The sequence below is a fragment of the Endozoicomonas sp. genome (assembly GCF_051008435.1).
Classification (GTDB): domain Bacteria; phylum Pseudomonadota; class Gammaproteobacteria; order Pseudomonadales; family Endozoicomonadaceae; genus Endozoicomonas_A.
This window is the reverse complement of record NZ_JBPCXO010000393.1, coordinates 1-8,054: the sequence shown is the minus strand read 5'-3', so window position 1 is coordinate 8,054 and position 8,054 is coordinate 1. Positions and strand designations below refer to the sequence as shown.

General features: G+C 47.9%; 7 protein-coding genes. 4 read left to right on the top strand and 3 right to left on the bottom strand.

All coding sequences use genetic code 11. The features are described 5' to 3' along the window. Nucleotides 1–297 precede the first annotated feature (297 nt). Entirely contained in the window at nt 298–870 is a 573-nt protein-coding gene (locus ACR2PX_RS20140) for a 5-formyltetrahydrofolate cyclo-ligase (RefSeq protein WP_434001152.1), read from the top strand. Between the two features lie 345 nt (nt 871–1,215). Here the strand turns inward: ACR2PX_RS20140 and ACR2PX_RS20135 are convergent, their stop codons facing one another. After that, nucleotides 1,216–2,115 (bottom strand): LysR family transcriptional regulator ArgP, encoded by a 900-nt coding sequence (locus ACR2PX_RS20135; protein WP_434001151.1) that lies wholly within the window; start codon nt 2,113–2,115, stop codon nt 1,216–1,218. A gap of 189 nt (nt 2,116–2,304) precedes the next feature. Between ACR2PX_RS20135 and ACR2PX_RS20130 the strand changes: the two genes are divergently transcribed. Both ACR2PX_RS20130 and ACR2PX_RS20125 read left to right on the top strand, forming a co-directional pair. After that, the gene (locus ACR2PX_RS20130) at nt 2,305–2,922 is read left to right on the top strand and encodes a LysE/ArgO family amino acid transporter (protein WP_434001150.1); all 618 of its coding nucleotides are present in this window, start codon (nt 2,305–2,307) and stop codon (nt 2,920–2,922) included. 159 nt (nt 2,923–3,081) lie between these two features. Beyond that, the gene (locus ACR2PX_RS20125) at nt 3,082–4,437 is read left to right on the top strand and encodes a hypothetical protein (protein WP_434001149.1); all 1,356 of its coding nucleotides are present in this window, start codon (nt 3,082–3,084) and stop codon (nt 4,435–4,437) included. Between the two features lie 13 nt (nt 4,438–4,450). On the opposite strand, the gene ACR2PX_RS20120 is transcribed toward ACR2PX_RS20125, so the two are convergent. Continuing rightward, nucleotides 4,451–5,202, bottom strand: a protein-coding gene (locus ACR2PX_RS20120) for an IS5 family transposase (protein ID WP_434001148.1) whose coding sequence is annotated in 2 segments (ribosomal slippage) — nt 4,451–4,876 and nt 4,879–5,202 — 750 coding nt in all. Because the reading frame shifts where the segments join, the coding sequence is not laid out codon by codon here. A 249-nt stretch (nt 5,203–5,451) separates the two neighbouring features. Continuing rightward, entirely contained in the window at nt 5,452–7,464 is a 2,013-nt protein-coding gene (gene rep / locus ACR2PX_RS20115) for a DNA helicase Rep (RefSeq protein WP_434001147.1), read from the bottom strand. A 199-nt stretch (nt 7,465–7,663) separates the two neighbouring features. Here rep and ACR2PX_RS20110 point away from each other — a divergent pair, with 199 nt between their 5' ends. Further along, nucleotides 7,664–7,957, top strand: a complete 294-nt coding sequence (locus ACR2PX_RS20110; RefSeq protein WP_434001146.1) for a hypothetical protein — start codon at nt 7,664–7,666, stop codon at nt 7,955–7,957. Nucleotides 7,958–8,054: the final 97 nt, after the last annotated feature.

Sequence of the window (8,054 nt, the reverse complement as noted above, 5' to 3'; positions counted from 1 at the left end):
CCGGATTTGGCCATTTTCTATGATTCTTTTCGTTGAATAGCTCGCTATTCGCCTCAAATAATCATAAAAACTGTCTCAAACCGGACTTTTTCTCGCTACGGTCGGCTAAGTCCGACAGACTCCTAGCTTTGCTCAGAAACAAAACCATCAGTCGTCTTTTTGAAAAATGGAGCATTACTTCAGAGCAGGAATAAGCAAAGAATCACCGAAGAGCATCGTTCGTTTCACGCATTGTTTATTCCCGGTCAGCAGGCGACAATATTGCCTGAATAGAACAATGATCGGGTGTCATCTCAGATGGATCGAGCCAGCCTGCGCAAGCAGTTACGTAGTCATCGTCAATCCCTGTCGGCTGAGCAGCAACTGGCTGCTGCAGAGAGTTTGTCTACTGTCGTCTGTGGCAGTGAGGCTTTTCGACAAAGTCAGCATATAGCCCTGTACCTGGCCAGCGATGGCGAAATTGATCCCAGATTTATTGCCCAGGTGATCTGGGAGCAGGACAAATTCTGTTATCTGCCAGTACTGGATCAGAACGATCACAACAAGATGTATTTCCAGCTCTACAGGCCTAATACCCGGCTGGTGGATAATCGTTATGGTATTGCTGAACCTGAACTGGATCGTGAAAAGACGGTCAAGGCCGAGGCTCTGGATCTGGTGCTAATGCCACTGACTGGATTTGATGAAAAAGGTCATCGTCTGGGGATGGGAGGAGGCTATTACGATCGGACTTTTGCTTTTCTGGAACGCAGCAGTAAACCGATACTGATAGGGTTAGCTCATGAGTGTCAGAAAGTGAGTTCGATTCCGGTAGCAGACTGGGATGTACCCATGAAAGGCGTGGCGACAGAAAAACAGTTATACCGTTGAAAGGTCAGTAAGCCACTCCCTGGCCTATGCTATCAGCTTGTCAGATCAGGGTCGAAGTCGCTGCTGTCGTCAAAACGGCGACGATAAAGACGGCTAACAAAAGGCTGATTGTATCGGGTTTTGGGCCAACCATTTCTTCAGAACTCCATATTATTTTAATTATTATGTATGGCTGTCTTGAACTACTAGATCAACGGCAGTCAGTCATTGGTGTGCCATTAAAAGCTATTAATGTTGCTTTTTTGTTAAGCGTTCATGAATTTCGCATAAACAAGTGTTGACTGCAAGTGCTTGCTAGACAGGGGCTGTGTCTAAATGGTGGTATTGAGTCGTATGTCTCACAACTTACTCTTGTCCCTCAGGAGGCGCTTCGGGACACGGTAATTGTTTGCGTGCCTCTCGCATCATTAAAGCACTGACTTTCTTTAGAACGGCTGTTTCCAGCTGCCAGTAGTGCCAGTAGAGAGGCACACTGAGAGATTTTCCGGGCGTCATTTCAACCAGCTCCTCATCAATAAGATGAGGCAAAGCCTGCATTCTGGGGACAATACCATAAGCTATACCGCTTCTGGCAGCTTGCAGAATCGCTTCAACGGAAGGCAGGACGTGAGCCGGAAACTGGCCAGGCTCAAGTTGAAAGTACTTTTTGAGGAATCGGTTCTGTAACTCATCCTGACGTCCAAAGTGAACCGTCGGGATTTGTGAGAAAGGTTTGCTATGAAAGGTCTGGTAAAACGCCGGAGTGGCTACGGCAATGTACTCCATATTTCCCAGGAAATCACAGCGACAACCCTGAACCACTTTGGCTGAAGAGGCGAGACAGCCCATGACTTCGCCCTCTTTTAAATAGTCAGTGGTGACATCCTGATCGTCCACAGTCAGTTCTGTGAGAATCCCTTCATTAAATAAGCCCTGCAGTACCGCTGGTAACCAGGTGGCCAGAGAGTCAGCGTTAACCGCGAGCCGAACCGTTTGCCAGCTCACTGTCTTGTCGCCAGAAAGGTTTTTCATCAGCTGGTTTTCCAGAGACTGTACCTGCTGAGCATGGCGTAACAGCTGTCGACCAATGGGAGAGGGCTTAACCGGTGATGTCCGGATCAGCAATGGGCGGCCTATTCTTTGCTCCAGCAGTTTAATTCTCTGGGAAACCGCTGACTGAGTTATGGACAGCACCTGGGCTGCTTTCTCAAATGAACCGTGGGTGATTACTGCCGCCAGCGCATCCAGTAACTTGTAGTCGAGCATGTTGCTTAAGCCATCGTTGAATAGAAGGGGATATTAATTTATCTAATGCAGGGTTAGCTTTATGATTTTTATTAATGTCTCGCATTATTGTTTAATCAATCTCCCTTGTCACTTGATGACGCATTTTTAAACCCTGCCAATCGTGAACGGCAGACAGTATGTCCCAATATAAAAAGAGAAAGGTAAGCAATGCTTGAGATTTACCTGAATGGATTGTTGTTAAGCGGTGGTTTGATCATAGCCATTGGCAGTCAGAATGCTTTCCTGCTGGCTCAGGGATTACGTCGAGAGTCACCCATTCTGGTCGCCAGTATTTGTGCTGTCTGTGATGCCTTATTGATATTGGCCGGAGTACTCGGCCTGGGCACGGTTATCCAGAGCAATGAGACACTGCTTGAAGCCGCTCGATGGGCTGGTGTGATTTATCTAACGGGATTTGGTCTGATGTCACTGCGCCGCAGTTTCAAAACTGAGCGACTGAAGGCTGAAGGACAGGCTCAAAAGTCGATCCGGGCAGTGGTGTTTTCGACTCTGGCTGTGACCTTACTTAATCCGCACGTTTATCTTGATACGATCATTTTGTTGGGCAGCATTGGTGCTCAATACGGCGATCAGCGTGGTTATTTTGTACTAGGAGCAGCGACTGCTTCGGTGATCTGGTTTTATGGTCTGGGACTGGGTGCTGTCAAGCTGGCCCCTCTGTTATCTCGCCCAATAGCTTGGAAAATCATTGATTTGACGATTTGCCTGATCATGTGGAGCATGGCATTCAGTCTGGTACAAATGGACTTTGTAAATATTTTATAACGTTTCTGTCTAAACAATTATGAGTCTGGGTTTCATTTCATTGGCTATGTTGAAGATCACGTACTTTTATTGCTAACGGCTGTTTGGTAGGCACTGTTTGATCCTTGCTGATTCGACAGTGTTATTGCTCAAGGCTCTATATAAAAAGGAGTTGATCCGATGAAGTTCAGGGTCATAAGCAGCATAGTCCTGCTTTCACTCAGTTTGCTCTCTTCAATGGCTTTCGCCAAGACTATCTCAGAGAACCTGGTACTGGTTGTCTATGAAAGTAATGCCGAGGTCAACATGGTGCTGGCCTCGGCAGATAGCCCCGGGAAGGTGCTGGCCAGTTCAGTGGCTTCTCCCGTTCATGTCAGTTATAGCCAGTCACCGGGTGAGGAAGATCTTTATGCCGCTTCTGTCACTGGTATGGGTCATACGGGATCGCTTCAGGGGAGGGACTCAGAGACGATTCTGTTTGCCAATGCTCTGGATAATCTCCGAAAGTCTGCCCGATTTCAGTGGCCCGATCTGAAAGATAACGACAAAATCAGGCTCAAAGCTGTGTTTGTTGGCATTGCCGGTTTCAAGGATAACCAGGGTAAAACCCTCGAGGTCGATGGCAAGGCCATGACCAAAGGGCAGTATATCCGTAAGAATATGAAGCGAGTGTTGAAGCTCCGTCATTTCATAGCCCCCCGGGATAAACTGGTACAAATGGACTCAGATGCCCGGTTAATGGGTAAGCTGGCCAAGCAGAAAGCGGGCGAAGAGGCAGAGCTACGGAATCTGGATTTTATTCAACTGACTACGTATGCCGTAGGTTATAAAATTCGGGAGGGTATTCTGCAGGATGACCTGGTGACCTATAACAGCGAAGGTGGGGATTACCAGTATGGAACTAAAATCCAGGAGGACTTCCTTCACCAGCTTCCTGAGTCTTGCACTGCCAGTGACTTTGACACTCTGGATCTCAAGCATGTCCCCGTCCTGAAAGCGATGAATGCCATGCCTACCGTTGATGTCTATGGACAGGTTCCCAAAGATGACTATCTGTTTTACCCCAATCTTGGTTACAGCGAAACCGAACAGGCTCGATTGAATAAAACCCTGCCCACCAGAGCGTTTGATCATTTGTTCGTTCGTCTAAAAGGTAAGAAGAATGAAGCCGGCTATGTAGGCTTCTGGGTCTTGCAACAGGATGCTGCGCCAGAAGGTGTCACTGAGAAGGACTGGAACGACGGGCAGAATAAATTAACCGAGTGTGCCAAGAGCACTTTTATTCCTGCCATCAAAAGGGTGATAGAAGGCCTGGGTGAAGAAGGCGTAGGCAAGAATAAGGATGGCGCCAATGTGCCTCTGTTTATGGTGGGCGAGTTCCCGGTGGGACAGACTCTACGTCTGAGAGACGCTCTCAGTGAGACCTTGAGTGAGGAGGATCTGAAGCGGATTGTCTGGATGAAGCCGCTGCACTACAGACAGTTTCTGGCCACAGCGGGTATCAAGCTGTTGAAGAAAAATGGCAACTTGAACTAGGGAGCGTTGACAATTAAGCAAGCCAGATCACTGAAGCTGCTATATGAAGCATACCCAAATAGTTGCGACCCAACCTTTCATATCGCGTAGCTACTCGACGAAATTGCTTAAGCTTCTGAAATAACCGCTCTACAAGATTCCTCTCCTTGTAGAGCTCACGATCATATTCTCTCTGCTGCTTTCGGTTTCGGCGGGAAGGTATTACTGGGGTTGCTCCAGCATCACAAATCGCTCTGACAAAGGCATCTGAGTCATACCCTTTATCTGCCAGAACATAATCAACACGAAACCCGTCGATAAGTGCGTTAGCTTGATCGTACTCTGACGCCTGTCCTGCAGTGAGAATCAGGCGTACTGGGTTCCCAAGGGCGTCGACTGCTGCATGAATTTTAGTCGTCAGACCACCCCTTGAATGACCTACTGCTTCGTCACTCTGAGCACTTTTTTTGGTGCTCCATGCTGATGAACGCGGGAAATACTGCCATCAACCATGATGTACTCAAAATCAACGTCTGATGATAGTGCTTCGAAGACAGCAGTCCATGAGCCTTTGTCGCACCAACGATTATATCGGGTATAAACGGAATTCCATTTTCCAAAATGTTCCGGTAAATCTCGCCACGGAGCCCCCGTTCTTGCAATCCACAGAACGGCTTCGAGGAACAAGCGGTTATCTTTCCCTGTGACGCCGCAGTCTGAGGTTTTACCGGGGGGTAGGTCTTTGATGAAGTTCCACTGATGATCTTGCAAGATAGTACGAGGCATACGAAAAATGCCGCATAATACCTGAAAAGCAAGATCAACTGTTAATTGTCAACGCCCCCTAAGTGAATACGCTTGAAAACCTGCAGTCAGACTGCTGGGGTTCGGGTATCCGTTGTTTTGATCTCGGAGGCACGAATAATTGCAACCGCTGTTGTGATCAAAGCCAGCCGGATTATTGCTACGGAGATGATGGGTGCTGCTCTTGAGTGACTAAATGAAAAGTCTTCAGAAAGACTTTTTGTCCTCTATTTAATCACTCAAGCGATTGCGCAACATAGCCAGTGCTGCATTACCAGTCAGGGCATTCTGTTCCTGACTGGCCTTCTGACCAAACCCCATGTATTCGAGATCTTCCTGAGGCAGTTCGTCCAGAAAACGACTGGGTGTGGTATCTATGATTTCACCGTATTGCTTACGTTGCCCCGCCAATGTCATGGTCAGAGACTTTCTGGCACGAGTGATGCCTACATAAGTCAGCCGGCGTTCTTCTTCAATATTGTCTTCTTCAATACTGGTACGGTGTGGCAGGAGGTCTTCTTCCATACCCATCATAAAGACATAGGGGTACTCCAAACCTTTGGACGCATGCAAGGTTAACAGTTGCACCTTGTCGTTATCTTCTTCCTCTTCCTGGCGTTCCATCATGTCTCTGAGTATCAGTCGGGCAATGGCATCTTCTACCGTTGCGTCTTCATCGCCTCTTTCCAGCGTTTTTTGCAGCGAATCAATCAGGAAAGAGACATTCCCCATTCTCTTTTCGGCACCCGCAGGTGTTGCTGTGGTTTGCATCAACCAGTTGTCATAACCGCAGTCGTCAATCATTTCCCTGATAGCGGCAATAGGGTCATCGTCGGTCTGACAACGACGGGAAACAGAGTCCATCCATTCGGTAAAGTTGCGCAGCTTTTCTACGTATTTGAGTGACAGGTCTTCCTGCAGGCCCATTTCCTGTGAAGCAGCGTACAGGCTCAGATTATGAGTCCCTGCGTAGTTACCCAGCTTTTCCAGAGTTGAGGGGCCAATCTCCCGTCGGGGTACGTTGACTACTCGCAAAAAGGCATTGTCATCATCCTGATTCACCAGCAGCCTGAGATAGGCCATGATGTCTTTGACTTCAGCCCGGGAGAAAAATGAAGTGCCGCCGTTGATATGATAAGGAATCTGATGGTGCTGAAGCTTCATTTCCAGTAAGCGAGACTGGAAATTACCCCGGTAGAGGACAGCATAATCTTTCCAGTGGGTGTCACTCTTCAATTTCTGAGTCAGAATCTCGGTGGCGATACGTTCGCATTCCATTTCATCATTGCGACAACGAATGACCCGAATGATGTCTCCCATTCCCAGGTCACTCCACAGGGTTTTTTCAAATACGTGGGGATTATTGGCAATCAGGGTGTTGGCTGCTTTCAGAATACGGCTGGTAGAACGGTAATTCTGCTCAAGCTTGATGACTCTCAGGGAAGGGTAATCTTCCTTGAGCAAAGCCAGATTTTCAGGGCGGGCTCCACGCCAGGCATAAATAGACTGATCATCGTCGCCTACAACAGTCAGTTTGCCCCGATCGCCGACCAGTCGACTGATTAATTCATACTGAGCGCCATTGGTATCCTGATATTCGTCGACCAATACATAGTGGGTTTTTTTCTGCCAGCGTTCCAGGACTTCAGGGTGCTCACGAAACAGCATGACCGGTTGCAGAATCAGGTCATCAAAATCTACCGCATTAAAGGCTTTTAACGTGCGGTTATAATGCTCATAAACTCTGGCAGCCAGTTGCTCGTTGGGCTGACGGGCATTGTCCATGGCCTGGGAAGGCAGAATCAGGTCGTTCTTCCAGCTGGAAATGATGTGCTGGACGGCATCAACACTCTCTTCTTCTGATCCCATCTCTCTCTGCATCAGTTCACCAATCAGAGAGTGAGCATCCTGAGCATCAAAAATGGAAAAGCCCGGTTTATAACCCAGCGTCTTGTATTCCTTGCGGATCAGGTTCAGTCCCAGGTTGTGAAACGTTGAAACCGTTAAGCCGTGGGATGCTCTGCCCTTGACCAGTTTGCCCACACGTTCTTTCATTTCCCGTGCTGCTTTGTTGGTAAAGGTCACAGCAATGATGTTGCGGGCATTGATACCGCATTCCTGAATCAGGTAAGCGATCTTGGTGGTAATAACACTGGTTTTGCCACTCCCGGCACCTGCCAGAACCAGCAAGGGGGTATCAATATACTTTACGGCTTTGTCTTGTCGGTCGTTGAGTCTGTGCACGGGTGGCTTCGATGTCTTGAGCTGAGAGAGCCAGTATATCAGGAATCTGATGGTACCGTTGTTTGCTTGAAAGTGGGGCAAACTGATTAATACTGATTCTATTATTTTAAAAAGATCAGGGATCCGTATGTGGTTAGCGAGCCAGACCGTTGCTTGCAGATTAGTATGTTGGTGGGTTCTGCTGACAGGAGTGGCGCTGTTGTCCATAGAACCCTGTTTGGCTATTGATACTCAACAGGGTCAATTAAGCAGCGCTCCCTATAAAGTTAAAGGTCCTTTTGGCAACGAAGCGTTCAGTTTCAGTTTCCAGGAAAATGGAGGCCTTTCCATCTCCATTCCTCCTGAAACGCCATCGGAAGAGACAACAGAACCCCCTCCCATTGTTCTTCAGGGGATCTTTTCAACAAACTTGCTGGCATTGTCGCAGGGGTTCGCTTTAACAAACTGCAGCTCCTTTTCTCTATTACTCGATTCTGCAGTTTTTCTCACTTGACAATCAGGTTGCATCCAATAATTCAAATTTCCCAGCATGAGATTTGAGTGATTCCGTAGGCTCCCGTTTACCAAGATCTCGCCCCGCCATATGCCTA